This is a genomic window from Kitasatospora sp. NPDC097605 (assembly GCF_040302725.1).
Classification (GTDB): Bacteria; Actinomycetota; Actinomycetes; order Streptomycetales; family Streptomycetaceae; genus Kitasatospora.
In genome coordinates this window covers 81715-108498 of sequence record NZ_JBEOSF010000001.1, presented here as the reverse complement: position 1 = coordinate 108498, position 26784 = coordinate 81715, and the positions used below count along the sequence as shown (strand labels likewise).

Annotated in this window: 24 protein-coding genes and 1 pseudogene; 15 read left to right on the top strand and 10 right to left on the bottom strand. The window is 75.1% G+C overall.

What is annotated here, in order from left to right; all coding sequences use genetic code 11:
* The first annotated feature begins 101 nt into the window (after positions 1–101).
* From ABTX81_RS00490 to ABTX81_RS00475, 4 genes are all read left to right on the top strand, one after another.
* The gene (locus ABTX81_RS00490; protein ID WP_350540682.1) at positions 102–1655 is read left to right on the top strand and encodes an extracellular catalytic domain type 1 short-chain-length polyhydroxyalkanoate depolymerase; all 1554 of its coding nucleotides are present in this window, start codon (positions 102–104) and stop codon (positions 1653–1655) included.
* 94 nt (positions 1656–1749) lie between these two features.
* Entirely contained in the window at positions 1750–2433 is a 684-nt protein-coding gene (locus tag ABTX81_RS00485) for a DUF6445 family protein (protein ID WP_350540681.1), read from the top strand.
* 83 nt (positions 2434–2516) lie between these two features.
* On the top strand, positions 2517–3968 hold the full coding sequence (locus ABTX81_RS00480; protein WP_350540680.1) for a hypothetical protein: 1452 nt from the start codon (positions 2517–2519) through the stop codon (positions 3966–3968).
* Positions 3969–4428: 460 nt separating this feature from the next.
* A complete protein-coding gene (locus ABTX81_RS00475; RefSeq protein WP_350540679.1) occupies positions 4429–4935 on the top strand; it encodes an ATP-binding protein in 507 nt (168 codons plus the stop codon).
* A gap of 13 nt (positions 4936–4948) precedes the next feature.
* Here the strand turns inward: ABTX81_RS00475 and ABTX81_RS00470 are convergent, their stop codons facing one another.
* On the bottom strand, positions 4949–5587 hold the full coding sequence (locus ABTX81_RS00470) for an endonuclease (protein ID WP_350540678.1): 639 nt from the start codon (positions 5585–5587) through the stop codon (positions 4949–4951).
* A 73-nt stretch (positions 5588–5660) separates the two neighbouring features.
* Between ABTX81_RS00470 and murQ the strand changes: the two genes are divergently transcribed.
* Positions 5661–6566 carry an N-acetylmuramic acid 6-phosphate etherase gene (gene murQ, locus ABTX81_RS00465; protein ID WP_350540677.1) on the top strand — a complete coding sequence of 302 codons (906 nt, stop codon included), beginning with the start codon at positions 5661–5663 and terminating at the stop codon, positions 6564–6566.
* A 126-nt stretch (positions 6567–6692) separates the two neighbouring features.
* On the opposite strand, the gene ABTX81_RS00460 is transcribed toward murQ, so the two are convergent.
* The 6 genes and pseudogenes from ABTX81_RS00460 to ABTX81_RS39575 all read right to left on the bottom strand — a co-directional run.
* Positions 6693–6824 (bottom strand): hypothetical protein, encoded by a 132-nt coding sequence (locus ABTX81_RS00460; protein WP_350540676.1) that lies wholly within the window; start codon positions 6822–6824, stop codon positions 6693–6695.
* A 147-nt stretch (positions 6825–6971) separates the two neighbouring features.
* Positions 6972–7208, bottom strand: coding sequence for a hypothetical protein (locus tag ABTX81_RS00455; RefSeq protein ID WP_350540675.1), 237 nt, complete (start codon positions 7206–7208; stop codon positions 6972–6974).
* A gap of 199 nt (positions 7209–7407) precedes the next feature.
* Positions 7408–8673: a sugar ABC transporter permease gene (locus ABTX81_RS00450; protein ID WP_350540674.1), complete on the bottom strand. Its 1266-nt coding sequence runs from the start codon at positions 8671–8673 to the stop codon at positions 7408–7410.
* A complete protein-coding gene (locus tag ABTX81_RS00445) occupies positions 8670–9458 on the bottom strand; it encodes an ATP-binding cassette domain-containing protein (RefSeq protein WP_350540673.1) in 789 nt (262 codons plus the stop codon). The genes ABTX81_RS00450 and ABTX81_RS00445 overlap by 4 nt, the downstream gene beginning before the upstream one ends.
* 117 nt (positions 9459–9575) lie before the next feature.
* Positions 9576–10670, bottom strand: a complete 1095-nt coding sequence (locus ABTX81_RS00440; RefSeq protein WP_350540672.1) for a sugar ABC transporter substrate-binding protein — start codon at positions 10668–10670, stop codon at positions 9576–9578.
* Between the two features lie 186 nt (positions 10671–10856).
* Positions 10857–11021 (bottom strand): annotated as a pseudogene (locus ABTX81_RS39575) (helix-turn-helix domain-containing protein); the annotation flags it as partial.
* A gap of 193 nt (positions 11022–11214) precedes the next feature.
* On the opposite strand from ABTX81_RS39575, the gene ABTX81_RS00430 reads away from it, so the two are divergent.
* Positions 11215–15108 (top strand): non-ribosomal peptide synthetase family protein, encoded by a 3894-nt coding sequence (locus ABTX81_RS00430; RefSeq protein WP_350540670.1) that lies wholly within the window; start codon positions 11215–11217, stop codon positions 15106–15108.
* A 33-nt stretch (positions 15109–15141) separates the two neighbouring features.
* On the opposite strand, the gene ABTX81_RS00425 is transcribed toward ABTX81_RS00430, so the two are convergent.
* Both ABTX81_RS00425 and ABTX81_RS00420 read right to left on the bottom strand, forming a co-directional pair.
* On the bottom strand, positions 15142–15537 hold the full coding sequence (locus tag ABTX81_RS00425) for an ArsR/SmtB family transcription factor (RefSeq protein ID WP_502892678.1): 396 nt from the start codon (positions 15535–15537) through the stop codon (positions 15142–15144).
* 99 nt (positions 15538–15636) lie between these two features.
* Positions 15637–15990, bottom strand: a complete 354-nt coding sequence (locus ABTX81_RS00420) for a hypothetical protein (RefSeq protein ID WP_350540669.1) — start codon at positions 15988–15990, stop codon at positions 15637–15639.
* 374 nt (positions 15991–16364) lie between these two features.
* Between ABTX81_RS00420 and qcrB the strand changes: the two genes are divergently transcribed.
* Positions 16365–18017: a cytochrome bc1 complex cytochrome b subunit gene (qcrB, locus tag ABTX81_RS00415; protein WP_350540668.1), complete on the top strand. Its 1653-nt coding sequence runs from the start codon at positions 16365–16367 to the stop codon at positions 18015–18017.
* Between the two features lie 81 nt (positions 18018–18098).
* Here the strand turns inward: qcrB and ABTX81_RS00410 are convergent, their stop codons facing one another.
* Positions 18099–18476 (bottom strand): cytochrome C oxidase subunit I, encoded by a 378-nt coding sequence (locus ABTX81_RS00410; RefSeq protein WP_350540667.1) that lies wholly within the window; start codon positions 18474–18476, stop codon positions 18099–18101.
* Between the two features lie 350 nt (positions 18477–18826).
* Here ABTX81_RS00410 and ABTX81_RS00405 point away from each other — a divergent pair, with 350 nt between their 5' ends.
* The 8 genes from ABTX81_RS00405 (at position 18827) to ABTX81_RS00370 (ending at position 26758) form a co-directional block, all read left to right on the top strand.
* On the top strand, positions 18827–19252 hold the full coding sequence (locus ABTX81_RS00405; RefSeq protein ID WP_350540666.1) for a hypothetical protein: 426 nt from the start codon (positions 18827–18829) through the stop codon (positions 19250–19252).
* Positions 19249–20322 carry a polyprenyl synthetase family protein gene (locus ABTX81_RS00400; RefSeq protein WP_350540665.1) on the top strand — a complete coding sequence of 358 codons (1074 nt, stop codon included), beginning with the start codon at positions 19249–19251 and terminating at the stop codon, positions 20320–20322. The genes ABTX81_RS00405 and ABTX81_RS00400 overlap by 4 nt, the downstream gene beginning before the upstream one ends.
* 147 nt (positions 20323–20469) lie before the next feature.
* A complete protein-coding gene (locus ABTX81_RS00395) occupies positions 20470–21141 on the top strand; it encodes a cupin domain-containing protein (RefSeq protein ID WP_350540664.1) in 672 nt (223 codons plus the stop codon).
* Positions 21138–22286, top strand: coding sequence for a hypothetical protein (locus ABTX81_RS00390; RefSeq protein ID WP_350540663.1), 1149 nt, complete (start codon positions 21138–21140; stop codon positions 22284–22286). The genes ABTX81_RS00395 and ABTX81_RS00390 overlap by 4 nt, the downstream gene beginning before the upstream one ends.
* The gene (locus tag ABTX81_RS00385) at positions 22283–23458 is read left to right on the top strand and encodes a hypothetical protein (RefSeq protein ID WP_350540662.1); all 1176 of its coding nucleotides are present in this window, start codon (positions 22283–22285) and stop codon (positions 23456–23458) included. Before ABTX81_RS00390 ends, ABTX81_RS00385 begins: the two co-directional genes overlap by 4 nt.
* A 29-nt stretch (positions 23459–23487) precedes the next feature.
* Entirely contained in the window at positions 23488–24327 is an 840-nt protein-coding gene (locus ABTX81_RS00380) for a hypothetical protein (RefSeq protein WP_350540661.1), read from the top strand.
* A 50-nt stretch (positions 24328–24377) separates the two neighbouring features.
* Positions 24378–24950 carry a hypothetical protein gene (locus ABTX81_RS00375; protein WP_350540660.1) on the top strand — a complete coding sequence of 191 codons (573 nt, stop codon included), beginning with the start codon at positions 24378–24380 and terminating at the stop codon, positions 24948–24950.
* A 71-nt stretch (positions 24951–25021) separates the two neighbouring features.
* Positions 25022–26758 (top strand): asparagine synthetase B family protein, encoded by a 1737-nt coding sequence (locus ABTX81_RS00370; protein WP_350540659.1) that lies wholly within the window; start codon positions 25022–25024, stop codon positions 26756–26758.
* Positions 26759–26784: the final 26 nt, after the last annotated feature.

The following is a 26784-nucleotide window of genomic DNA, read 5'->3' as shown; positions in this document are numbered from 1 at the left end:
CCGGGCGGTCGAGGAGGGACGCCCGCCACATGGTGACGGGCCGCCGGCTGCGCCACGCTGCCCGACAGCGTCCGTGCTCCTCCCCCACCTTGGAGTCCCCGATGGCCGTGTCCCCCACCGTGTCCCCCACCGCGCCGCCCGTCCTCCGTTCCGCCCGCCGTTCCGCCCGCCGTTCCGTCCGGCCCGTGCGGCGGATCGCCGGTGCCCTGCTGGCCGCCGCCGCGTTCCTGCTTCCCGCGGCCTCCGCCCGCGCGGTCGCCGTCCCCGCCCCCTCCACCGTCTTCGTCCCCTCCGCCGTCCCCGCCGCGTCCGGCGTGTTCCAGCAGGTCACCGGTTTCGGCAGCAACCCCGGCAACCTGGCGATGTACACCTACGCCCCGGCCGGCCTGCCCTCGGGCGCACCGCTGGTGGTGGCCCTGCACGGCTGCGTCCAGAGCGCCGACGACTACTACCGGCACTCCGGCTGGCCGGAACTCGCCGACCGCTACGGCTTCGCCGTGGTGTTCCCGCAGACCGGCCCGGCCAACAACCCGCTCTCCTGCTTCCGCTGGTTCGACGCCGCCCAGTCCGCCCGGGGCGTCGGCGAGGCCGCCTCCGTGGTGCAGATGGCCGCCAAGGCCGGCTCGCTGTTCGGCTCGGACCGGCAGCGGGTGTTCGTCGCCGGCCTCTCCGCCGGGGGCGGCCTGGCGGCGGACCTGCTGGCCGACTACCCCGACGTCTTCGCGGGCGGCTCGATCGCCTCCGGCCTGCCGGCGCACTGCGCGACCACGCAGTCCGCGGCCTCGTCCTGCCAGAACAGCGACCAGGGCCTCAGCCCCGCCCAGTGGGCGGAGAAGGTCCGCCGCGCCTACCCCGGGTACGCCGGGCCGTGGCCCCGGGTGGCGATCTGGCAGGGCACGGCGGACACCACCGTCCGGCCGGTCAACGCCAGCGAACTGCGCGACCAGTGGACGGAGGTGTGGGGCATCGGCCGCACCCCGTCCGGCACCCGCAGCCTGCCCGGCGGCACCACCGAGACCAGCTATCCGGACGCCTCCGGCCGCACCGCCGTCGCCGTGTACTCGATCGCGGGCATGGGGCACGGACTGGCGGTCGCCCCCGGCGCGGGCACCGACCGGTGCGGCGCCACCGGCCCGTACTTCCTCGACACGATCTGCTCCGGTTACCACACCGCGCGGTTCTGGGGCCTCACCGGCGACGGACCGACCGTCCCCGAACTGCCCGCGCCGACCGGCCTGACGGCCACACCCACCGACGGCACCACCGTCGCGCTCGGCTGGCAGGCCGTCAGCGGCGCCGCCTCCTACCAGGTGTTCCGGGACGGCGTCCTGGTCGCGCGCCCGACCGGCACCGCCCACACCGACGGCGGGCTGAGCGCCGGCACCTCCTACGGCTACGCGGTGGCGGCGGTCGCCGCCGACGGCACCGTCGGCGCCCGCTCGGCCACCGTCACCGTCACCACGCCCGGCGGCGGCTCGCCGTGCTTCACCACCGACAACTACCACCAGGTGGCGGCCGGCCGGGCGACGCAGGCCGGCGGACTGGTGTCCGCACGGGGCTCCGGGCAGGCGATGGGCCTGTGGAACACCTTCACCGTGCACACCCTGCGGCAGACCGGCCCCGACTACTACGTCCTCGCCGACGGGCAGTGCTGACCCCAGTCACGCTTCCGCCGACGGCGGTGACTTTGACGAAAGGTTGACCTGCTCACGGCAGAACGTTGGGGGCGGCGAATCCTATGGTCAGCGCATGCCTCCACTGTCCGCCGGACGGACCGCCCCCCTTCCCGTCCTGCCGTACCGCAAGCCCACCCCCGGCCGCGACTACTGGGTGTTCGACGACGTGCTGCCGGACCCGGACGCCGTCCGGCGCCGCTGTCTCGACCGGAACGACTGGGCCGAGGGCTACCCCTACCGCCCGGAGACCTGGCCCGGGCTGCGGACCATGCCCGGCCTCGACGCGGCCGAACTGGCCCGGGTCGAGGCGCTCGTCCGCAAAGCCACCGGGGCGCCGCGGCTCTGGGTGCAGAGCGCCCCGGGCGGCGGCACCCTGAACCACAACTGCGTCCAACTCGTCGGCGCCGCCGAGTCGGAGCCGCGCCCGCACACCGACTCCCGGGCGCTCTGCCGCTACGCGGCCGTCCTCTACCTGAGCCCCGGCGCCCCCGAGGGCGCCGGCACCGGCTTCTACCGGCAGCGGTTCCCCGGCGGGCGCCTCGGCGGCAACCTGGTCACCGCCCCGCACAGCAACCTGGTCGAGGCCCTCGGCACCCGCCGCGTCCCCGCCGACGCCTTCACCGAGGACGTCCGCGTCCCCAACCGCTACAACCGCCTGCTGGTCTACCACGCCAACCTCATCCACAGCGCCACCTCGTACCACGGCCTGACTCTGGAGGACCGGCGGATGACGGCGGTCTTCTTCTGGATGGCCTGAGCTCGATGGCCTGAGCTCGATGACCTGACCTCGATGGCCCGAGCGTGGACGCGCGCCCGCCGGGGACCGGGCAGGATGTCCGGGTGATCACCGTGCTCCACCCCGACCGCGTCCTGTGCGGCCTCGCCGCCAACCCCGCCCTGCCCGCCGAGCCGGTCGACCGGCTGATCGCCCTCGCGGCGGCCACCACCGACCCGTCGCTCGCCGAGGACCTCGCCCACGAGCTCACCGACCGGGAGGGCCTCGACCGTCCGCAGCTGCTGGCACTCGCCGCAGCCGGCGAGGACGCCGCCGCCTGGCTCGCCCAGGACGGCCGGCTGACCGCCGGGGACGTCGACCCGGAGGCCCGGCCCGACGCCGCGCTCGCCCTGCTGGAGCGCGGCGAGGGCCGGCCGCACTGGGCGCGGCGGTTCGCGGCCGACCCGGACCCCGGGCGGCGCGGACGGCTCGCCGGCTGCCCCGACCTGCCGGACGACGTGCTGCGGCGCCTCGGCGAGGACCAGGACCCGGACGTGGTCGCCGAACTCGCCCTCGCGGCCCCACCCGCGCTCACCGCGCAGCTCGCCCGCCACCCGCACACCGCCGTCCGCCGCGCGGTCGCCTTCAACGACCGGACGCCGCCGGCGGTCCTGGCGGAGCTGCTCACCGGCGACGACGGGTCCGGCCGGGAGGGGATCACCGTCGCCGTCCTCGCCCACCCCGCCCTGCCCGCGTCCACCGCCGCGGGGTACGCCGACGACCCCTCACCGCTGGTGCGCGCCGAACTCGCCGCCCGCACCGATCTGCCGGCCGAGCCGTACCGCCGGCTCGCCGCCGACCCGGAACCGGTCGTGCGCCGCGCGCTCGCCGGGAACCCGGCGATCGACGAGGAGGTGATCCGCGTCCTGGCCGAGGACGAGGACGGCGACGTCGGGCGGCAGCTGTGCCGCCACCCACGGCTGCCGCTCGACGTGCTCACCGGACTGGCGGCCCGGGCTCGGAGCCTGCCGATCCTGCTGCCCCGGGTCGCGGCCGCCTCCCCCGCCGAGGTCGCCGAACTCGCCGTCTCGGCGGAACCGGCCGTCCGGATGCTGGTCGCCGAACGCCGCGACCTGCCACCCGCGATCCGCGACGCCCTGGCCGCCGACCCGGACGCCGAGGTGCTGAAGGCGATCGCCCCGCACCCCGGCCTGCCCGAGCCGCTGCTCCGCGCCATGCTCACCCGGCACGGCGTGCGCGTCGCCGCCCGGATGGCCACCAATCCGGACGCCTCCCCGGCCCTGCTCACCGACCTGGCCCACCACCGCCCGCCCGTGCGGAAGGCGCTCCGCGAGATCGCCCGCCATCCCTCGGCCCCGCCGCCCGCCCTGGCCGCCTGCCTGGCCGACGGCCAGGCCCGCCCGATCGCCGCAGCCCACCCGTCCCTCCCCCGGTCCCTCCTCCTCGACCTGCTCACCGGCGACCACCCCCACCTCGCCGAAGTCGCCGCCGCCCACCCGTCCCTCCCCACCGAGATCGCCCGCGCCCTGGTCACCCACCTGACCCCCACCCCCTGATCCGCCTCCGCTCGCCACCCGCCGATCCGCCTCCGACCACTGATCCCCGGGTCGTATCACGGCGACCACTCAGCCGCCCCCGGACCTCCCCATCTGCCGAACCAGCCCACTACTATCGCCCACCCGAGCGTTACGGCCGAGCCCCTCCCCGTCGGGCCGGATTCCCTCCTCGGCTGCCGTGCTCACGGCCGGCTCGCAGAGGTGCACAGGTGAAGGGTGAGGATGTGGCCGTGGTCGAGGCGCCCGGGCCGGAGCCGGAGTGGGAGACCGCGTCGTCATACCAGCGTGGGACGCGCAATCCCTCGTTCCGGTCCGGGTGAAGCGATCGGAGGAGGACACTGATACGGCGCTCGGTGTCGGCCGTGAGGCACCCGCGTTCACGGCGGGAGGAAACGGGCTTCGACCCCGGCGGTAAGGTGGCGAACGGGACGGCTGCTGGGACATCGGGGAGGGAAGCCGGTTGCCGAAGCTTCACATCATCACCGGTGCGCCGGGGGCCGGGAAGTCGACGCTCCTGCGGCACCTGGGGGCGTACCCGTTCGGCTGTGCCGACTTCGACGAGCTGCCGGAGCCGGACGGCCGGCTGCTCGGGGTCGACATCACCTCTCCCCCGGCGAGCCCCGTGTGGCCCGCCTACAACCGGCTCTGGGTGAGGATCGCGGCCATGATGCTCCGGGCCGGCGGGCCCGTCGTGATCCTCTGTCCCCTGACGCCGGGCGAATGGCAGGACGCGTCCGGGGACGCCGTGGAGCCGCCGCGCGCCGTCTGGGCACGCCTCGACTGCGCCGACGCGGACCGACGGGACCGCCTCGCCGCCCGTGGGTGGGATCCGGACCGGATCGAGGACGCGGTCAAGGACGCCGAGGAACTCCGGTGCATGGTGGAGCGGGAGTTCACCACCACCGGCCGGAGTCCTGCCGAGGTCGCCGCCGCCGTGGCGGCCTGGACCACCGACGGCTCGGAGTAGCACTCCGCACGGGCTACGCCGCGAGCAGCTCGCCGGGGCGCGTGTGGCTCAGGCTGGCACGGGTGAGGGCGGCGGCGAGGCGGGCGAGGTCGTCGGGTGGGGTCAGGGCGGCGAGGGTGGAAGGGGTGTCAGGCAGGCCGAGGTCGGCGGCCGCTCGCAGGGTGCGCTCGTCGAAGGAGGGGCGCAGGCTCGGCCAGACGGCCTGGGCCTCCCGGCAGAAGATGCCCGCGCCGACCGGGCCGATCCGGGGGAACTCGCGGAGCAGGTCGGCGATCCGGGCCGGGTCGCCGTCGGCCTCGTCGCGGAGCCGGCGGAGGTCGCCGTGCCAGCGGTCGAGCAGCAGGTCGGCGCCGCGGCCGAGGGCGGTCGCGGTGCTCTCGTCGTAGCGGACGTAGTGGGCGCGGCCGAGGGCGTCCACCCTGGCCTGCCAGCGGGAGGCGGCCATGGCCTTCGGGGTGCGCAGGCCGGCCGCGGAGAGTTCCCGCGCGGCCGCGACGGCGAGGTCGGCGCTGATCCGCACCGAGCTCAGCGTGGTGAGCACCAGCAGCCGGTAGAGCGGGGCCGGTGTGTCGCGGAGCGTGATGCCCGCCTCGTCGGCGTAGGTGCGGCCGAAGCGTTTCAGCAGGGCGGCGACCGTCTGCTCGTGGCCCATGGCGGGCCTCCCTTCCTGGCCTGCCTGGCACCTGCCCGGGTTGGCGGCGGTCATGCGCGGGGAGGGAGGCGGTATGGAGAACGCCGATCGTCCGGCCACCGAGGAGGTGCGCCCGGAGTGGGCCGGCCTCGACCGGCTGGGGACGCTGGAGCTGCTGCGGCTGCTGAACGCCGAGGACCGCACGGTCGCCGGGGCGGTGGCCGGGCAGCTGCCGCGGATCGCCGCCGTGGTGGACGCGGTCGCCGCGCGGATGGCCCGGGGCGGGCGGCTGGTCTACGCGGGCGCCGGGACGGCGGGGCGGCTCGGGGTACTGGACGCGAGCGAGTGCCCGCCGACGTTCAACACCGCCCCGGGCCAGGTGGTGGGGGTGATCGCGGGCGGCGCGCCGGCGCTGGTGCGCGCCGTGGAGGGCGCGGAGGACCGCCCGGAGCTGGCGGCCGCCGACCTGGACGCGCTGGCGCTGACCGGCGAGGACACCGTGGTGGGCGTCTCCGCCTCCGGCCGCACTCCGTACACGGTGGCGGCCGTGCGCCGCGCCCGCGCCGCCGGGGCGCTGGGCGTGGGGCTGGCGGGGACCGCCGGGTCACCGCTGGTCGCGGCCGCCGACCTGGGCATCGAGGTGGTGACCGGGCCGGAGGTGCTGGCCGGTTCGACCCGGCTCAAGGCGGGGACGGCGCAGAAGCTGGTGCTGAACCTGCTCTCCACGGCGGTCATGGTCCGCCTCGGCAAGACGTACGGGAACCTGATGGTGGACGTCCGCGCGGGCAACGCCAAGCTGCGCGAGCGGGCGCGGCGGATCGTCGTCGGGATCACCGGCGCGGACGAGGAGACGGCGCGGCGGGCGCTGGCGGCCACCGGCGGCGAGGTGAAGGACGCCGTCCTCGTCGTGCTCACCGGGGTGGACGCCCCGTCCGCCGCCCGGCTGCTCGCCGCAGCGGACGGCCGGCTGCGCGAGGCCCTGGAGCTGGCGCGGGGCTGAGGCGGGCGGACCGGCGCACTGGCGCACCGGCGTACCGGCGTACCGGTCAGGAGGGTGAGCCGGCCCTCCAGCCGCTCGATCCTCCCTCGGAGCTCGGCGCACCGCGCGAGCCCGCCGGCGGCGTCCTCAGGTCCCGGCCGTGGCGCCGGTCGCGGTGGTGACCGCGCCGAGCGCCACCTCGGCGGCCGTCGCGGTCGCGAACAGCGCGGTGCGGGCTCCGCGCTCCGGTCGGCGGGTGAGCCGGCGCACCACCGTCATGTCGATCCCTTTCCGTGGATGCCACGCCGGGTCGGAGGGCGTCTCCGACCGGCGGTGATCACCCTGCCGGACAGGGTTCGGGGGCGATTACCCCGGAGGTCATGCTCGCGCCGCCGCCACCGGACGGCGCCGCGCCGCGGCCGGCGGTCAGACCTCGTGGGCCTCCAGCCAGTGCAGCAGGACGGTGCGCTCGGTCTCGGTGCCGACCCGGCTGGCCGGGTCGAGCGCCCAGTGGCGGATCCGGCGCAGCGTCTCCGCGTCGAGGTCGTGGTAGAGCCGCCAGTGGGCCTGCGGGTGGCAGTCGGCGTCGCGGGGTTCGCCGCACTCCTGGCAGTGGGTGAAGAAGGCGTCGACCAGACGGTGCACGATCGTCTCGACGGGCATGGGCGGCGTACGTCCTCACTCACTCGGCTACCGGGCTTCGCTGCTGGGGCCGCCCGTCCGGGTGGAGCGGCGGGCCCGTCATTCCAGGGTGCGGGCCCGGTCCGACGGGCGGCAGGGACCAACGTCACCTCCGGGACGGGTGGGGCCCGGTCCCCGTGGGGGTGGGGACCGGGCTGTTCGGGGTGGCGGGGCGGCCGGTTCAGCCCCGGCCGGCGGACTTCTGGGTGCGCCGGGAGACCGAGTCCAGCACCACGGCGGCCAGCAGCACCGCGCCGGTGATCATGTACTGGATGGCCTGGGCGGCGTGCACCATGTCCAGCCCGGTGGTGATCGACTGGATCACCAGCATGCCGAGCAGGGCGGACCAGGTGCTGCCGCGGCCGCCGAACAGGCTGGTCCCACCGATGACGGCGGCGGCGATGGCGCTCATCAGGACGTTGCCGCCGCCGAGCAGCTTGTCCGCGGAGCCCTGCTGCGAGGCGATGAACAGACCGCCGAGGCCCGCCAGTGTCGCGGAGGCCATGAACACCGCGATCCGCACCCGGGCGACGTTGATGCCCGCCCGGCGGGCCGCCTCGATGCCGCCGCCGACCGCGAAGACCTGCCGGCCCCAGGCGGTGCGGCGGAGCACGAAGTCGGTCAGCACGACCACGCCGAGCAGCACCACCAGCGGCAGCGGCAGACCGCTGTCCTGGTTGAGCGTCCAGGCGCCGGCCAGCGCGACCACGGCCAGCGCGCCGGTGCGCAGCGCGATCTCGCCGGCCGGCCGGGCGGGCAGGCCGGCGGCGGTGCGCCGGCGGGCGGTGAGCAGCTGGGCGGCGAGGAAGCCGCCGACGGAGAGCACGGCGAGCAGCCAGGCGAAGACGATGTCGCCGTCGCCGAGGAAGTGGTTGTCCAGGTGGGCGACGACTCCCTCGTTGAGGTTGTTGACGGTGCCGAGCCGGCCGAGCACATAGTCCTGCAGGCCGCTCCAGGCGAGCATGCCGGCCAGGGTGACGACGAAGGCGGGCACGCCGATCCGGGCGAAGAAGAAGCCGTGCAGGGCGCCCATCGCGGCGGCGGCGAGCAGGCCGAGCAGGATGGCGAGCCATTCGTCGACGCCCTGCCGCACGGCGAGCACGGAGGTGATGGCGGCGCAGGCGCCGGCCACCGAGCCGAGCGAGAGGTCGATCTCGCCGAGCAGCAGCACGAAGACGACGCCGACCGAGATCAGGCCGTAGCCGGCGATCCACTTGGTGATGTTGGTCAGGTTGTCGGCCTGGAGGAAGTGGCCGGTGACGCTCTGGAAGACGACCGCGATCAGGATCAGGCCGAGGACGACGGGCAGCGAGCCGAGGTCGCCGCTGCGGATCCGGCGCCGCAGGTCCTCGGCGTAGCCGGCCGCGCCGCCGCGGCGCACCAGCAGGCGGGGGTCGGCGGCGGGGGCCGGGGCGTTCCCGGCGGGGGTGGTCCGGCCGGTGCTCACTGGGTTTCCTCCGCGATGCGTGCCTGTTGCCGGGTGACGGCGTTGTCGGTGGCGCCGGTGATGGCGGAGATGACCTCCTCGGACGAGGTGCCGGCGACCGGGAACACCCCGTTGTTGCGGCCGAGCCGCAGGACGGCCACGGTGTCGGCGACGGCGCGGACGTCCGCCAGGTTGTGGCTGATCAGGATGACGCCGAGGCCGCGTTCGCGCAGCCGCTCGACGAGGTCCAGGACCTGCGCGGTCTGCTCGACGCCGAGCGCGGCGGTCGGCTCGTCGAGGATGACGATCCTCGGGTCGCCGACCAGGGCGCGGGCGATGGCGACGACCTGGCGCTGTCCGCCGGAGAGGGCGGCCACCGGGATCCGGACGCTGGGGATGCGGATCGACAGGGTGTCCAGGAGTTCCTTGGCGCGCCGTTCCATGGCGACCTCGTCCAGGGTGGCGCGGCGGCGCAGCTCGCGGCCGAGGAAGAGGTTGGCGACGACGTCGAGGTTGTCGCAGAGCGCGAGGTCCTGGTAGACGGTGGCGATGCCGAGCGCCTGGGCGTCCTGGGGGCGGCCGATCCGCACCGGGCGGCCCTCCCAGCTGATGGCGCCCTCGTCGACGGGGTGGACGCCGGCGATCGTCTTGACGAGGGTGGACTTGCCGGCGCCGTTGTCGCCGACCAGGGCGAGGACCTCGCTGGCGTGGACGTCGAGGTCGACGGCGGTGAGGGCCTGGACGGCGCCGAAGCGCTTGGAGACCGCGCGCAGCGCCAGTACGGGCGCGCCTGTCACGTGAACCATCTCCTGCGGGGTGTGCGGGGCGAGGAACGGGCTGGGCGAGGAACGGGCTGGGCGGGGAACGGGCACGCGCGGGCGGCCCGGTCGGGCGCTCTGCCGCCCGCCGGGTCCGCCCGGGCGTCACTGGAGACCGGCGGCGGCGCAGGCGGCGGCGTAGTCGGCGGTGCAGATCTCGGCGACCCGGTAGAGGCCGTCGGCGATGACGGTGTCCTTGATGTCGGCCGTGGTCACGACCTTGGGCTCCAGCAGCTTGGCGGGGATGCCCTGGTCGGTGGCGCTGTCCACGCTGCCGGTGGCGATGCCCTTGACGTCCTTGCCCCGCAGCAGGTTGACGGCCAGTTCGGCGGCGCTCTCGGCGAGCGGCTTGTACGCCTTGTAGATGGTGTAGGCCTGGTCGCCGGCGACGATGCGCTGGATCGCGTCGAGGCCGGCGTCCTGGCCGCCGACCGGGACGCTGATGCCGGCGGCCTTGAGCTGGGTGATGATCGCACCGGCCATGCCGTCGTTGGCGGAATAGACGGCCTGGAAGCCGTCCTTGCCGAGCTGGGTGATGGCGGCGCCCGTCTTCTGCCCGGCGACGGTGGGCTTCCACTCGCCGGACTGCTCGTAGACCACCTTCTTGACCTTGCCGTCGAGGACCTTGTGGGCACCGGACTTGAAGAGCGCGGCGTTCGGGTCGGCCTCGTCGCCGTTGATCATCACGATGTTGGCCTCGGCGGCCCTGGCGCCGAGGGCGTCCAGCAGGGCCCGGCCCTGGAGTTCGCCGACCTTCTCGTTGTCGAACGAGACGTAGGCGGCGACCGGGCCGGTGGCCAGCCGGTCGTAGGCGATGACCTCGACGCCCTTGGCCGCCGCCTCCTTGACCCACGCCTGGGTGGACTTGGCGTCGAAGGCGTCCAGGACGATCACCTTGACGCCCTCGGCGATCAGGGTGTCGAACTGCTGCTTCTGCTTGGCCGCGCTGCCCTCGGCGTTGCTGTAGCGGACCTTGCAGTCGGGGCAGAGCGAGGCGACCTTGGCCTCGATGAACGGGCGGTCGAAGGACTCGTAGCGGGTGGAGGAGGCGTTCTCGGGCAGCAGCAGGCCGATGGACCTGGTGTCTCCGGAGTCCGCGCCGTCCTTCTTGTCCCCGCCCGCCTTGCCGCAGGCGGCAAGGGTCAGGGCCATCGAGACGGCGGCGGTGGCGGCGAGGGCACGACGCGTCGTTGCGTTCATGGGAAGCCTCCGTGACAGGGCCGCATCAACGCGGCGAGGTGGCAGGAGTTAACCCGGACATGTCATATGGCGTCAATAAGTAAATCCGCTCCCGGGACGATCCCGACCTGTTCGTTGTCTTCGTGAACGCCGACGGCCTGTTGAAACCTGGAGGATCCTCCGAGGATTCAAGAGTTTGATCATCCGTCAGCGAAGTTGGGCGAAGTCCGCGGCCATCCGTTCCCGGTAGCGGCCGGGCATCGTCCCGAACTGCCGGCTGAAGGCGCGCGACAGCGCGTACGGGGTCGCGTAGCCGACCCGGCGGGCGATCGCCTCCAGCGGCTCGGCGGTCTGCTGGAGCCGGGCGGCCGCCCGGCCGACCAGCAGCCCTGACCGGGACGTGCCCGGGACGCCCGGGACCGGGGCGCGGGCCGGCCCGGGCGGAAAAGCGGGCCGGGTAGCGGCCCTCGCCCCAGGCGGTCGGGACACCGGGCGGCCGACCTTGGAGGTCACGCCCGGTCGGCGCACCGGGCGGCCGTATCCGCCCGACCCAGGGAACCCCCTCATGACCGCAGAGTCCGTCCTGTCCGCCGTACTCCTCGATGCCCGCCGCTCCCGCTGTCTGCCCGACCTCCTCCGCGCCCAGGCCGCCGCCCGACCGGACGCCACCGCCGTGACCGGCGACGGCGGCCGGCTCAGCTTCGGCGAGCTCGGCGCCGCCGCCGACGCGCTCGGCGGGCGGCTGCACCGGCTGGGGGTGGCCGCCGACGACTGCGTCGGCCTGTACACCGAGCCGTCGCTGGAGCTGATGACCGGCGCCTGGGGCATCCTGCACGCGGGCGCCGCCTACCTGCCGCTGTCCCCGGAGTACCCGCAGGAGCGGGTGCGCTGGATGATCGAGTCCAGCGGGACCCGGGTGATCGTCACGCAGGAGCACCTGCGGGCCCGGCTCGCCGAGCTGGTCCCGCCGGGCACCCGGATCGTCGTCGCCACCGACGTCCCCCAGGACGCGGAGCACCCCGACGCGCACCCCGACGCGCACCCGATCCCGCACCAGAGCCAGGGCCCCGCCGACCCGAGCCCGGAGACGCTGGCGTACGTCATCTACACCTCGGGCTCGACCGGCCGCCCCAAGGGCGTGATGATCGAGCACCACAGCATCGTGTCCCAGCTGCGCTGGCTGGCCGAGGCCGGGCACCTCGGCCCGGACACGACCATCCTGCAGAAGACGCCGATGAGCTTCGACGCCGCCCAGTGGGAGATCCTGGCGCCCGCCGCCGGCGCGCACGTGGTGATGGGCGCGCCGGGCGTCTACCGCGACCCGGAGGCGCTGATCGACACCGTGCTCGCGCACGGGGTGACCGCCCTGCAGTGCGTGCCCACGCTGCTCCAGGCGCTGCTGGACACCGAGCGGCTGACGGAGTGCACCACGGTGCGCGGCCTGTACTCCGGCGGCGAGCCGCTGTCGGTGCGCCTGGCGCGGGCGCTGACGGCCGCGCTGCCGGGCGCGGAGCTGGTCAACCTCTACGGCCCCACCGAGTGCACCATCAACGCGACCGCCCACCGGGTGGACCCGCAGGCGCCGGGCGACGCGGGCGGATCGGTGCCGATCGGCGTGCCGGTGGACCGCACCGGCTGCTTCGTGCTGGACGAGGAGCTGGCGCCGGTGGAGGTCGGGGCGGTGGGCGAGCTGTACATCGGCGGCGTCCAGCTGGCCCGGGGCTACCTCAACCGGCCGGACCTGACGGCGGAACGGTTCGTCGCCTCGCCACACCTGCCGGGCGAGCGGCTGTACCGCACCGGCGACCTCGCCCAGTGGAACCCGGACGGCACGCTGCAGTGCGCGGGCCGGGTGGACAACCAGGTCAAGCTGCGCGGCTACCGGGTGGAGCTGGACGAGATCGCGCTCGCGATCGAGGAGCACACCTGGGTGCGCCGGGCGGCCGCCGTGGTCACCGACGACGCGCGGACGGGGCACCGGAACCTGGTGGCCTGCGTGGAGCTCAACCCCAAGGAGGCCGCCCTGATGGACCAGGGCAACCACGGCGGCCACCACCAGTCCAAGGCGAGCAAGCTCCAGGTGAAGGCGCAGCTGTCCAATCCGGGCGTGCGCACCCCGGCCGAGCTGGCCGGGCGGCCGGTGGTGGAGCTGCCGGGGCGCCGGGAGACCGGGCGGCAGCGGCGGGAGACCTTCGCCCGCAAGACCTACCGCTTCTTCGAGGGCGGCCCGGTGACCGGGGAGGACCTGCTGGCGCTGCTCGCCGCCCCGCGCCCGGCGGCGGCGCCCGTCACCCGCGAGCACGACCTCACCCTCGCCGAACTGGGCCCGGTGCTGCGCTGGTTCGGGCAGTTCCACAGCGAGGAGCGGCTGCTGCCGAAGTACGCGTACGCCTCCCCGGGCGCGCTGTACGCCACCCAGCTGTACCTGGAGACGGACGGCTCGCACGGCCGGGCCGCGGGCGTGTACTACTACCACCCGGTGGAGCACACCCTGGTCCGGGTCGGCGAGGCCGCGCCCGGGGGCGTGCCGCTGGCGCTGCACTTCCTGGGCCGGCGCGGCGCGATCGAGCCGGTGTACCGGAACAACATCCAGGAGGTGCTGGAGTTCGAGACCGGCCACATGCTGGGCGTGCTGGAGGAGGTGCTGCCGGAGTACGGTCTGGCGGTGCGTCCGCTGGGCCACGAGCCGGACGTGCAGCACCGGCTGGACGTCGCCGAGGAGGACTTCTACCTGGGCAGCTTCACCGTCGTCGCGGACGACGGGCGCCCGCCCCGGGACGACACCGAGCTGTTCGTCCAGGCCCATCCGGGCGGGGTCGAGGGGCTGCCGGCGGGCCTGTACCGGTACGGGGGCGACTCCGCGGGCGGCGAGCTGGTCCGGATCTCGGACGAGATCGTGGAGTCCCGGCACGTCATCGCGATCAACCAGCAGGTGTACGCGCGGGCGGGGTTCGGCGTCACGGCGGTGAGCCGGGCCGCCGAGCCGTGGCTGGAGTACATCGGTCTCGGCACCCGGCTGCACCACCTGCAGCGCAACGCGCTGGGCTTCGGGTTCATGTCCTCGGGCTACAGCTCGAAGAGCGGCCACCCGCTGCCGTCCGCCCGGCGGATGGAGGCGGTGCTGGCCGGGTGCGGGATCCCGGGCGGGGCGTCGTACTTCTTCCTCGGCGGGCGGGTGAGCGAGGAGCAGGTCCGCAGCGAGGGCATGCGGGAGGACGCCGTGCACATGAAGGGCCCGGCGGAGCTGATCAGGGACGAGCTGGCGGCGGTGCTGCCGGACTACATGGTCCCGAACCGGGTGCTGGTGCTGGACGAGCTGCCGCTGACCGCCAACGGCAAGGTGGACGCCAAGGCGCTGGCGGCCGCCGAGCGGGTGCGGGACGCCGGCACGGGCGCGCCGTTCGTGGCGCCCTCGACGCCGACCGAGCGCCGGCTGGCCGGGGTGTGGGCGGCCGCGCTGAAGTACGAGGCCGTCTCGGCGGCGGACGAGTTCTTCGCGGCGGGCGGCAACTCGCTGATCGCGGTGGCGCTGGTCAACCGGGTGAACCGGGAGTTCGGCACCCGGCTGCCGCTCCAGGTGCTGTTCGAGTGCCCGGGGCTGGCGGACCTGGCGGCGCGGATCGACGCCGCCCGGGCCGGCGGGGCGGCGGACGCACCGGTCTCCCGGCTGGTGCCGCTGCACCGCGACGGCGCGGGTGATCCGGTGTTCTGCTGGCCGGGCCTCGGCGGCTACCCGATGAACCTGCGCCCGCTCGCCGGGCGTTCGGGCCGGCCGTTCTACGGGGTGCAGTCGCACGGCATCAATCCCGGGGAGACGCCGTACCCGACGATCCGGGAGATGGCCGCCGCCGACGTGGCGGAGATCCGCCGGGTCCGGCCGCGGGGCCCGTACACCCTGTGGGGGTACTCGTTCGGCGCCCGGGTGGCCTTCGAGGCGGCCTGGCAGCTGGAGCGGGCCGGGGAGCGGGTGACGGACCTGCTGCTGATCTGCCCCGGCAACCCGGAGGTGCGGCGGGCCGACGGGGAGCGGTACGGGCGCGAGTCCTCCTACCGCAACCCGGGGTACCTGACGATCCTGTACTCGGTGTTCGCGGGCTCGATCGCCGGGCCGGAGCTGGAGCGGTGCCTGGCCGAGGTGCGCGACGAGGCCGGCTTCGCCGCCTTCGTCCACCGGCTGCTGCCGGACCTCGACGAGGAGCTGATCACCCGGATCGCCCGGATCGTCGGGGAGACGTACGAGTTCGAGTACAGCTTCCGCGAGCTGGCCGAGCGGCGGCTGTCGGCCCCGGTGACCGTCTTCAAGGCCACCGGTGACGACTACTCCTTCATCGAGGGCAGTTCCGGCTGGTCGGCGGACGCGCCGGGGACGGTGCGGCTGGCCGGCGACCACTACGGGGTGCTGCGGGAGCCCGGTGTGGCGGAGCTGGCCGCCGCGATCGCGGCCGTGTCGCACGGCTGACCCGCCCGCACCGGAGCGCCGTCCGGGGCCCGGCTACCGGGTCCCGGACGGCGGCGGCCCGGGCGGCGCCGGCTCGGACGGCGGCGCCTCGGCGAGGGCCTTGATCCGGGCCGGCCGCCGCTCCCAGTCGGCGGCGAGGCCGGCCATCCAGCGGGCCGTGTCGTCCAGGGCGGCCGGGCGGACGGCGTAGCGCACCTCGCGGCCGGACCGGTGTCCGGCGACCAGGCCGGCGGCGTCCAGCACCGCGAGGTGCTTGACCACGGCCTGCCGGGAGACCGGGAGCCGCCCGGCCAGGGTGGTCGCGGTGGCCTCGCCCTGGGCGGCGAGCAGGTCGAGCAGCCGGCGGCGGGTCGGGTCGGCGAGGGCGCCGAGCACGCCGTCGACCATCTCGCCGCCGGGGCTCCGGTCCATCGTCGCGGCGTCGTCCATGGGGCTGCTCCTCGGCCGTCACCGGCAGTTGCCACCAATAGTTGCAACCTCATGGTTGCACGTGGCCGGGACCAGGGGCAATCCGGCGACCGCCCGGGGTCAGCCCCACCACTGCTCGGGGACGGCGGCCGGCTCGCGCTCCGCCGCCTCCGCCCCGTCCGGCGCGGCGGCCGCCCGGACCGGACCGCCGGTGACGAGCAGTCCGTCGGGGCCCTCCTCCGCCAGCCGGTAGCCGGACTCGCGCAGCACCGCGGCGACGGCGCCGGTGACCGCCGCCCGGATGCCCTCGGCGGGCGGCGGGTCGCCGGCCGCCCCGTCGGCGGGCGGCCAGCCGATCACCACCCCCCGCGGGCCCGGGTCGATCCGCAGGCCCGAGGGCCCGCGCCCGGTGTCGAAGCCGGCCCTGGTCAGGTCGGCCGTCACGTCCTCGAAGAGTTCCCGGTGTTCCACCATTGGCGCAGCGTAGGCCCGGTCCCGCACCCTCCCCGGGCGCGGCACGCGCCGAAACGCTTCTCCGTGCCGCCAACAGCACCCGAGCGCAGCATCGGCGTCGCGGCCGGGCCCCGGACCGGGGCGGCGGGCCCCCGGACGGGCCGACACGAGCGGCCGGACGGGCCGATGGACGTGCACAGTCGGCGCGCTCCCGACAGCATGACAGAGTAAGCGCTCCATCACTTTGAGCAACGGGGCGGCGGGTCGCCGGATCCGCGCGCCGGCCTGCCCGGCACCCCCGTATCGAGAGGTCCGATGATCACATCACTCCATCGGCCGGCCGTTTCGCGGCCGGGCGCCCGGGTCGTGCCGCTGCGGACGCCGGGGAGCCCGTCGTGAGGGCCGAGCAGCAGCCGACCCCGGGACCGGTCACCAGTACCCGCGCGGCGCCCGCCAACAAGGCCGAGGCCCTCGCCGACTGGACCGACGGACGCCTCGGCATCTACGCCCTGTCCAAGTCCAACCTGCGCAAGATCTTCCCGGACCACTGGTCCTTCATGCTGGGCGAGATCTGCCTCTACACCTTCCTCATCATCATCCTGACCGGCGTCTGGCTGACCCTCTTCTTCGTGCCCTCCATGGGCGAGGTGACCTACGAGGGCAGCTACATCCCGCTCAAGGGCATCCGGATGTCGGAGGCCTACGCCTCCACGCTGAACATCAGCTTCGAGATCCGCGGCGGCCTGCTGCTCCGCCAGATCCACCACTGGTCCGCGATCGTGTTCGTGGCCGCCATGTTCGCCCACATGTTCCGGGTCTTCTTCACCGGCGCGTTCCGCAAGCCCCGTGAGATCAACTGGCTGTTCGGCGCGGGCCTGCTGATCCTCGGCATGTTCGACGGCTTCATGGGCTACTCGCTGCCCGACGACCTGCTCTCCGGCACCGGCATCCGGTTCATGGAGGGCGCGGTGCTCGCCGTGCCGATCATCGGAACGTACTTCGAGATGTTCATGTTCGGAGGCCAGTTCCCTGGCTCCATCATCATCCCGCGGCTCTTCACCGTGCACATCCTGCTGATCCCGGGCATCATGCTGGGCCTGCTGGTGGCCCATCTGATCCTGGTCTTCTACCACAAGCACACCCAGTTCGCCGGGCCCGGCCGGACCAACGAGAACGTGGTCGGCATGCCGCTGATGCCGGTCTACATGGCCAAGGCGGGCGGCTTCTTCTTCCTGGTGTTCGGCGTGGTCGCGGCGATGGCCGCGATCGCCACCGTCAACCCGATCTGGGCCTACGGCCCGTACCGCCCGGACCAGGTGTCCACCGACGCCCAGCCGGACTGGTACATGGGCTTCTCCGAGGGCCTGATCCGGATCATGCCGGGCTGGGAGATCGGCCTCTGGGGCCACACGCTCGTGCTGGGCGTGTTCGTCCCGCTGATGATCTTCCCGCTGGTGCTGGTGGCGATCTGGGCCTACCCGTTCCTGGAGGCCTGGATCACCGGCGACAGGCGCGAGCACCACATGGCCGACCGGCCGCGCAACGCGCCGGTGCGCACCGCGTTCGGCGCCGCCTGGATCACCCTCTACCTGATCCTGCTCGCCGCCGGCGGCAACGACCTGCTGGCCACCCACTTCCACCTGTCGATCAACGCGATCACCATCGCGGCCCGGATCGGCTTCTTCATCGGCCCGGTGATCGTCTTCGTGATCACCAAGCGCTGGTGCCTGGGCCTGCAGCGGCGGGACAAGGAGAAGGTGCTGCACGGGCGCGAGACCGGCGTCATCAAGCGGCTGCAGCACGGCGAGTTCGTCGAGGTGCACGCGCCGCTGCCGCAGGACCGGCTCTACACGCTCACCTCGCACGACCAGCCGCAGCCGGTCGTGCTGCCGCCGGAGGTGGACGAGAACGGGGTGGCCCGCAAGGCGTCGATCTGGACCCGGACCCGGGCCAAGCTCTCCCGCGGCTTCTACGGCGAGGGCGCCCAGATCGCCAAGCCGACCGCCGAGGAGCACCGGGAGGTCGGCAGCGGCCACGGCCACCACTGAGGACCGCGCGCCATGCGCACGGGCCCGCCGCGCACCCCGAGGGGTGGGCGGCGGGCCCGTGCGCATGGCGCCGGCGGTGCGTCAGGCGCGCAGCGCGACCGGGAGGACGGCGAGCAGCGCCGCGGCGAGGGCCACCGACAGGCAGACCACCGCCCAGCGGGCGCAGATCCGGCGGCACTCGGCGCGGTAGCGGGCGGCCAGTTCGCGGCAGCGGCCGACGGCCCGGTCGACGACCTCCTCGGCGTACCGGAGCCGGTCGTCGGCGTAGGCGCGCTCCAGTGCCTCGCGGTCGTCCGCCGGGAGCCAGCCGAAGCGGTCGGCGAAGGCGCGGGCGTCCCGCTCGGCCGCCGCGACCTCCGCCTCCCAGGCGAGGTAGCCCTCCAACCTCGCGATCTCCGCTCCGGTGTCCACCACCGACCGGACGTTCCGCGCCTTCGGCGGACGCTGCCTGCCACCCATGACCGCTCCCTGTCCCGTGCCGTGCCGCGCCGTCCCGTCCGGGTTCCCCACGGGTCCGCGACCAGGCCATCACTACCAGTGACCGGACGGTGGCCGACGGTCGACTCGCCGGACCGCCGCGGCACGCCCCCGGGAGCCGCCCGACCAGCGGGCGGCGCACGGTCCGCGTCGCACGCCGGGGCGACGGCGGCGCACCACGGCACGCGCGCGCGGTGGGCACCACCCCGTGCCGCCATGGACACGCTCCGCACACAGCCGTGTACCATCGGCGATCGAGGCGGCGCCCTGCCCGGCGCCGGACCGGCCCGTCGTCCCCGGCCCCGTCCGGGACGCGAACCAGGAGGTCAGCCATGCCCGACGCCGGTCGGTTCAGCGAGTTGGGCGAGCAGGGCTCGCGCGCGGTGATGGAGGCGGCGGCCGTCCTGGAGCGCGAGCTGGCCGCCGGACTCGCCGACGCCGACGTGGTGACGGAGCGGCTGACCGCCGAGCACCGGGTCGACCAGGAGGAGTTCGACCAGCTGGTGCGCCGGGTCTCGGAGAACACCCACCAGCTCATCGACGCGGTCAGCGAGCGGGTGCTCGCGAGCACCACCGGCGACGTCTCCGAGCACACGCAGCGGCTCACCGCCAACGCCCACGACGTGCTCGACCTGCTGCTCCGTCTCGGCTCGCTCGCCCCGGGCCTCGCCAACCGCGGCCTGCAGGACGCCTTCGGACCGCAGCGCGCCGCCCCGCCGGACGAGGACGCCGAGCCCGACCACCGGCCGCAGGCGTGACGGCCCCGGCCACCGCCCTCGGCGCGCCGCTGGTCGAACAGGTCCTGGCCCGCTACCGCGAGCGGACCCTCGCCGAACTCCTGCGCCACATCCCCGCGCAGAGCCCGCCCTACCTCTACGACCTGGCCGCCGACTACCCGACCCGCCCCTGCAAGGGCCTGCGTGCGGCGCTCTGCCTGGTCACCTGCGCGGCCTTCGGCGGGCGGCCCGAACGGGCCCTCAACCCGGCCGTCACCGTGGAGCTGTTCCACAACGCCTTCCTCGTCCACGACGACATCCAGGACGGCAGCGAGCTGCGCCGGGGCGCGCCCACCCTCCCCGCCCGCTACGGCGTCGAGGTCGCGCTGAACGTCGGCAACGCGACCCACCTGCTCGGCCTGCGCCGGGTGATGGCCAACCGGCGGGAACTCGGCGCGGAGCTGGCCTGGCGGCTGTTCGAGGAGACCGAGCTGATGTGCCGCCAGTCCCTGGAGGGCCAGGCCCTGGAGATCGCCTGGATCCGGGACAACGTCTGCGCGCTCAGTGGCACCGACTACTACCGGATGTGCCTGAAGAAGACCTCCTGGTACACCTTCCTCTACCCGTGCCGCTCGGGCCTGCTGGTCGCCGAGGGCGCGGGCGGCGACGCGAACCGGCTGGACCGGTTCGGCTGGTACCTGGGCGCCGCCTTCCAGATCCAGGACGACGTGCTCAACTTGACCGGGGAGGCCGAGGAGTACGGCAAGGAGATCGCCGGGGACCTCTGGGAGGGCAAGCGGACGTTGATGCTGATCCGGCTGCTGGAGCGCGCCACGCCCGCCGAACGGGCCCGGGTGGTGCGCCATCTGAGCCTCACCCGGGCGCAGCGCGGTCCCGGGGCGGCGGCGGAGGTGGCCTGGCTGCTGGAACGGATGGCGGCCTACGACTGCGTGGCGCACGCCCGGGAGGCGGCGGCCGGGCTGGTGGCGGCCGCCGGGCGGGAGGTCGAGGCGGTGCTGGCGGGGGCGCCGGAGCCGGCCGACGAGGAGGCCGCGCAGGCGCTGGCCTTCCTCGCCGCGCTGCCGGACTTCGTGGTGGCCCGCGGCCGTTGAGCCCGCTGTTCAGGCTCCGTCCTGGGCGTTGTCACCCCGGTTGCGTAAGATCCGCGACGTCGGTCCCGGACGGCGGGAACCGGCCGCGCGGCGGCCCGCGTCACCGGGGGTGACGTCGCACAGGTCGAGGTGGGGGTGGGGTGGCCGATGTCCGTACGGTCCGGTCTGCGGGAACTCGAACGAATCGCCGGGCGGCTGCCGGCCGGCGCCGAGCTGTACCGGCTGCGCCCGGACGGCCGCGTCCTGCTCGCGGACCGGGACGGCGCGCGGGAGTTGGGGCCCGACGCGGTGCACGGCCCGGCCGGTGAGGAGCTGCTGCGGTTCATCGACGAGGGCCAGTTCGCCCACTACCTGGTCGGCGACGCCAAGACCTCGCCGGAGCGGCCGTCGAACGCCACCTACAAGCTCGGCATCGTCGCGCCGCGCAGCGCCTTCACCCCGCACGCGCACGGCGGCGAGCACCTGGTGCTCAGCCTGGGCCACGCCGCCTGCGGCCTGTACGACGCCGAGCGGCGCCGGGTGGTCAACCTGCCGCTGACGCCCGGACTGCTGATCCGGATACCCGAGCTGATGCCGCACTCCTTCGCCAACCGGGGCCGCGAGCCGCTCAACATCCTGGCCGCCAACACCGGGTACGGCATCGACCACGAGGACTACGCGATCACCGCGGCCGAGGCCGAGCGCCGCTCGGAGGACGAACTCGCCGAGGCGCTGCGGGCGGTGGAGCGCGGGCAGCGGATCGGACCGGTCGCACGGCGGGAGCGGCTGGCGGCCGGGCTGCGCAAACTGGCGGCGGCGCTGGAGGGGGCCGCGCGATGATCTGCCCGCGCTGCGAGGCCCGGCTGCTCGCCCGCGAACGCACGGCCCTGACCTGCGGCCGCTGCCGGCAACCGTTCGCCCTGGAGCCGAAGCTGACCAAGGGTCTGCAGGACCTCCGACTGACGCGCACCGTCGAGCGGCTCGGCGACGAGGGGCGGATCGTGGTGACGGTCGAGCAACTCCGCTGGGCGTTCCAGGAGCGGGGGCGGCCGGCGGCCCTGCCCCGCGAGGTGCCGCCGGGGCGGCCGCACTCCCCCTCCTTCGACGGCGTCGGCGAGGTGGTCACCGGCCTCACCATCGGCGTCGTCCTTCTGGCCACCGCCTTCCTGCTCGCCGTCCACGTGCCCGGCGCCGTCATCGTCGTCGTCGTGACCGCCTTCATCGGCCTGGTCGTGACCGGGGGGATGGCGCGACCGGCGTTCCGGCTGCTGCGGCGCCGGCGGATCGAGGAGCGCTGGAAGCAGGCCCTCCGCGCCTGGGAGCAGCTGCGGGACGCCCTGTGGCGGGAGCAGGACGAGTGGACCGCGCCGCTGGCCGACCGGACCCGCTGGAGCGTCGGGGAGTTCCAGGGCATGGTCGTGAACCGGTGGAACCAGGTCTACGGCGGCCTCCCGGCGGGCGTGGTCGAGGACTCCGCCGTCACGCCCGTCGTGCCGCAGGACCCGCCGGCCCTCGCGGTGCTCTGCCCCGACCCGACGGTGACCGCCTTCCTGCACGCCAACGCCTTCCCGGAGCGGCACGGGGCACTGATCGCCGCCACGCCCGGGGAACTGCCCGAGGACCTGCCGGTGGTGGTGCTGCACGACGCCTCGCCGCAGGGCTGTCTGCTGGTCGCCGAGGTCCGCGCCGCGCGGCCGGACCACCCGGTGGTGGACGCCGGACTGTCGGCGCGCGCCGTCCTGACGGCGGGGGACCGCGCCGTCCAGCTGTACGCGCACCAGCGGCGCGAGCCGCTGGAGGAACTGCTGCACGGGCTGCCGCGGCTCACCGGGGCGGAGCGCGACTGGCTCGCGGCAGGCCTGTGGAGTCCGCTCGCCGCCGTTCCGCCCAAGCGGCTCCTGGCGATGGCCGAGCGGGCCGCCGAGCGGGCGCTGAACCGCCATGTCGGATTCCTCAGCTGGCCGGTGCCGGAGGTGCCGCGATGATCTGCCCGCACTGCTCTAAGAACCTGCTCCAGCGCCAGCGCCCGAAGCGCCGGTGCTCGTACTGCCGCGCGGAGTTCGCGCTGGACCCGAAGCTCGACGGCGTCGGCCTGCACGACCTGCGGATCCGCAAGGTGACGGAGAAGCTCTCCGACGGAGGCCGGCTGACCGTCACCAGCGGGCAGTTGAACTACGCCCTGCAGCACCGGGGCCGGCCGCCGCAGAAGTTCCGGGGCGACAAGGGCAACGCCGTCTCGATGATCGGCTTCGGCCTGATCGGGCTGCTGGTGGGCACGGCGCTGCTGGACGAACCCGGCTTCGCGCTGGTGCTGGTACTCGTCGCGCTCACGCTGATCGGCTTCGGCACGCGCAGCTGGATCCTGTCCGGGACGCCCGCGCCGGACACCTCGGTGGAGTCGCGCTGGACCCAGGAGGTCTTCCGGGACACCGTGCTGAACCGCTGGCGGGCGGTCTACGGCGCGCTGCCGGCCGGACTGGTGGAGGACACGCTGGTGCCACCCGGGCCGCCGCCCGCCGACCCGGCGTTCGCCCTGCTCTGCCCGGACCTCACCGTCCGCGTGTTCCTGCGCGCCAACGGCTACCCCGAGCGTCACCGCGCGCTGATCGTCAACAACCTGCGGGCCGTCCCGGCGGGCCTGCCGCTGGTGGTGCTGCACGACGCCTCGCCGCAGGGGCACCTGCTGGTCGCCGAGGCCCGGGCCGCGCGCCCCGGCCCGCGGGTGCTGGACGCCGGGCTGTCGGTGCGCACCGTGCTGGTCGACGAGCACAAGTACACGCTGCTGCGCGACCTGTACCGCTCCGAGGAGTCGCGGCTGCGGCTGGAACGCGCGGTGCCCGAGCTGACCGGCAGCCAGCGCGACTGGTTCGCCGAGGGCTGGTGGAGCCCGGTGGCCGCGCTGCCGCCCAGGCGGCTGCTGGCGCTCGCCGAACGGGCCGCCGAGCGGATCACCGCGCCGCCGGCGCCCCGGGACCCGGCCGCGCGCCGCACCGGGCCGGTGCGCTCCCCCGCGGCGGGCCGACCGGAGACCCCGGTCGAGACCCGCCGGCGGGCGCTCGCGGTGGGCTTCATGACCTGGCCCGAGTCCGGGCCGGACGACACGGCCGGGAACGGCGGCCGCCCGGGCGGGCCGGACCTCGGGAAGGGCCCCGCATGACGGCGGGCACGACGAGAGGCAGGAACCGAATGACGCTGCGTCCGCTGCTGGACGGCGCGCTGACCGTCGCCGCCGCCCGGGCCGGGGCGCCCGGCGGGCTGCGGTACACCGAGCGCCAGCTCTACTACGAGCTGTGCCGGGTGCTCCAGCCGCTGCACGCCGGACCGCGCCGGATCCCGTACACGCTGGCGCCGCCCGTCCGGTACGCCCGGTTCGCCGCCGCGCTCGCCACGCGCCGCGAGGAGCTGCCCGGCCTGCTGCCGCCGCCCGCGCCCCGCCCGGCCGGCCCCCGGGCCGCCGCCGCGGAACCCGACCTCTACGACTACGGTCTGCCCCGGCTGCTGGTCTGCCAGAGCCGGGAGATCACCGCGATGCTGCTCGCCAACGACCTGCACCTGGAGGCCGCCTGCCCGATCGTCGCGGCCGGCGACCTGCCGCTCGACGACCGGCTGGTGGCCGGTCTGGAGCGGGCCGGGGACGCCGTCGTGCACGTGCTGCACGACGCCAGCCCGTCGGGGCTCGCCTGCTTCGAGGAGGTCCGGGCCGCGTACGGACCGGGCGCCGCGCGGAACGTCCGGGTGCGCTCGATGGGCCTGGTGCCCCGGCACGCCGCCGCCCTGCACCTCACCTCCGGGCGCGGCCCGCACGGCTACCGGGGACCGCTTCCCGCCGGGCTGCGCCCCGAGGAGCGGGCCTGGCTGGGCAGCGGCCGCACCATCGAGCTGGCCGCCGTCGCCCCGGCCCGGCTGCTGCACACCGTGATCCGCCGGCTCCGCGGCGCGGGCACGGCCGGCCCGCGCCGCACCCCGCTGCGCCGGCGCGTGCGCACCGCGCGCGGCAGCGGCTTCCTCAGCTGGCCCACGGGCTGAGCGCCCGACCCCGCCCGACTCCCGTCCCGATCCGTGAGGACCCCGCACCCATGAGCAACGCACGCCACCTCGGCTACCGCGACGAACTGCTGGCGGACGGCCAAGTGCACCGCCGGTACGAGGACGGCCGCAGCGAATGGCGCCGGCGCGGCACCGACCGGCAGATCCACTGGCACGACAGCCTCGGCCGTTCCGGCACCGACGAACCCCTGGGGCGCGACCTGGTGAAGCGCCGGTACGCGGACGGCGCCACCGAGTACGGCCGCGACATCGGCTACGGCCGCACCGTGTGGGGCGGCGGGCTGGTCACCCTCAACCGCAGCTCCTTCGGCGGGCGGCTCGGGGTCGTGGTCGGCGCCCTCGGCGTGGCCGGCGTCGCCGCGATCACGGCCGCGCAGCTGCCGCCGGACGCCCTGTCCGAGGACGAGGAGGAGGAACTGCGCGCGCAGGCCCGACAGCAGGCCTCCACCTCCTCCGACAGCGGTGGCGGCGGGGGCGGTGACGCCGGCGGGGAGGCGGCGGTGGGCCACGACGACCCTGCGGCCGGCGACCCGGCCGACGCCGACGACTTCGGCGACTGGAACGACTCCGACGACGGCTGGGACGGCGACGACTTCGGCTGAGCCGCCACCGGAACCCGGCCCCGGCCCCGCCCCGGCGCGGGCCGCCACTCGACGAAAGGCACCGCACCACCATGCCCCGCTGCTGCGCCTGCGCCGGCCCCGACGCCGGCCGGGCCCGCGCCCACCTCGCCGCGCTCACCGGCGCCCCCGCGCCCGAGGGCGCGCAGGCCGCCCTGCTCCCCGCCGAACCCGGCTTCGCCACCGGCCCGTTCACCGTCGACGGCACCACCGCCGTCGGCGAGGTCACCCTGCACAACCGGCCCGAGCTGCTCGCCGCCCTCGCCGCGGCCGGCTCCCCCGCCCCCGACGGCTGCCCGGACGGCGAGCTGCTGCTGCGCCTGTGGCTGCGGCTCGGCGCGGACGGCCTGCGGCGGGCCGACGGCATGTTCGCGCTCGCCGTCGTGGACGGCGCCGACCTGGTGCTGGTCCGCGACCACACCGGCACCCGCACCCTGTTCTACGCCCGCGCCGACGGCTGCTGGGCCGCCTCCACCTCGCTGCGCGCCCTGCGCCACTGGCCCGCGCTCGGCACCGGCCTCGACCTGGCCGCCGTCCGCTCCTTCCTCACCTTCGCCTACCTGCCCGGCGAGGAGACCCTGCTGCGCGGCGTCCACGAGGCGCTGCCCGGCCGGGTGCTGCGCCTCGCCGCCGACGGCGGCGCCCGCCAGGAGCCGTTCTGGGAGCCCGCCGAGCGGCTGCCCGACGGTGCGGCGCCGCCGGCCGGGGTGTACGCGCGGGAGCTGCGCGGCCTGCTCGAACAGGCCACCGCGCGGCGGCTGCCGGCCGGCGAGGCGGTCGGGGTACTGCTGTCCGGCGGCGTCGACAGCTCGCTGGTCACCGCGCTCGCCGCCAAGCTGCACGACCACCCCGTGCACACCTACTCGATCAGCTTCGGCGACCGGCTGCCCAACGAGCTGGGCTACTCCGGGCTGGTCGCCGACCACTGCGGCACCCGGCACCGGATCCTCACCGTCTCCGGCGAGGAGGTCGCCGCCCGGCTCGCCGACACGGTCGCCCTGCTGGACAGCCCGGTCGGCGACCCGCTGACCGTCCCCAACCTCATGCTCGCCGAGGCCGTCGCCGCCGACGGGCTCACCGTCTCGCTCAACGGCGAGGGCGGCGACCCGGTGTACGGCGGGCCGAAGAACCTGCCGATGCTGGTCCACGAGATGCACCGGGACGATCCGGCCCCGGAGGCGCGGGCCGAGGCCTATCTGCGGTCCTACCGCAAGTGCTACGAGGACCTGCCCCGGCTGCTCACCGCCGACGCCCTGGGCGCCCTGGCCGGCGAGCCGCACCCGCGCCGCTTCGTCGCCCCCTACCTGGCGCCCGGGCCGATGCGGGCGCTGCTCAACCAACTGCTGCACTGCAACCTGCGGACCAAGGGCGCGCACCACATCCTCACCAAGGTCGAGCGGCTCACCGCCTCGCGCGGGGTGCAGGGCCGCTCGCCGCTCTTCGACCGGCGGGTCGTCGACCACGCCTTCGCCACCCCGCCGACCCTCAAGCTGCGCGGCACGGTGGAGAAGTGGGTGCTCAAGGAGGCCGTGCGGGACCTGCTGCCCGAGGCGGTCGTGGACCGGCCGAAGAGCGGCATGCGGGTGCCGGTCCAGCAGTGGCTGCACGGGCCGCTGCGCGAGCTCTCCGGCGAGCTGCTGCTCGGACCCACCGCCCGCGAGCGCGGACTGGTCCGCCCCGACACCGTCCGCACCTGGATGCGCCGCGAGGGCACCCTGCTGCCGCGCCAGGGCGGCAAGCTCTGGCTGGTGCTCACCCTCGAACTCTGGCTGCGCGCCTACGACCTGTGACCCCGTCGACCGTCCCGTCCCCTGCT